This window comes from Saccharomonospora sp. NB11 (assembly GCF_015910535.1).
Classification (GTDB): Bacteria; Actinomycetota; Actinomycetes; order Mycobacteriales; family Pseudonocardiaceae; genus Saccharomonospora.
Genome location: NZ_JACBJG010000026.1, coordinates 1 through 747, shown reverse-complemented (window position 1 = coordinate 747; position 747 = coordinate 1). Strand labels below are relative to the sequence as shown.

Annotated in this window: 1 protein-coding gene; it reads right to left on the bottom strand. The window is 64.0% G+C overall.

Features of this window, described 5'->3' with window-relative positions:
* Positions 1–728 (bottom strand): RHS repeat-associated core domain-containing protein (locus tag JAV51_RS20110; RefSeq protein ID WP_307845953.1); only part of this gene is annotated, 728 nt, incomplete at its 3' end.
* Positions 729–747 lie beyond the last annotated feature (19 nt).

Sequence of the window (747 nt, the reverse complement as noted above, 5' to 3'; positions counted from 1 at the left end):
GACCACTGGGGTCGCTGGAAATACCGTTTGGCGACCTTGACGGCACTCGAGACCACCTTCGTGAACCATTCGAGGAACAACCCCGACGGGTCCGAATAGGTGATCGGGCTGTTGTTCGAGTAGGTGTAGCCGTGCATCTGCTGCGGATCGGTGAGGTCCATCAACGGATCCACCGACAGAAACCGCCCCAGCTCCGGGTCGTACTGCCGTGCCCCCAGGGTCACGAAGTCGGCCGAGTCGTCGATCGTCCCGCCGACGAACCCCTTCTCCCCTGGGAACTCCACCTCCGGACCACGCCGACCACCGAACGGCAGCTGCCAGCGCCGCGTCACCTGCATCGACTGCGCGTCCACCGCGAACTGGGAAGTGCCCTGGTGATCACCCAGCAACCACGTCACCCCGGCCTCGGTACGCATCGCAACCGTGGAATCACCAAAGCTGTAGTACCGAGTAGTCGTGGTCTCCTTAGTATCCCGGTCCCACCGCAGCTCCTGGCCCTCCAGGTACAGCGTCGCACCATCGGGATCACGCCGTATCAACCGCTGGCCGTCCGCGTCATACAGGAACTCGGTGACCACCCCGTCCTTGGTGGACTTCACGAGATTGCCCTCGGCGTCCCACTCCAACGTCTGCTCGCCGTCGACCGACATCCGCCGCACCGTGTTACCGGCCTCGTCATAGTCGAACTGCTCCAGCGTGGTGCTGCCGCTCGGGAACTGGCTGGTCACCGACTCCAAGGCATGCCCG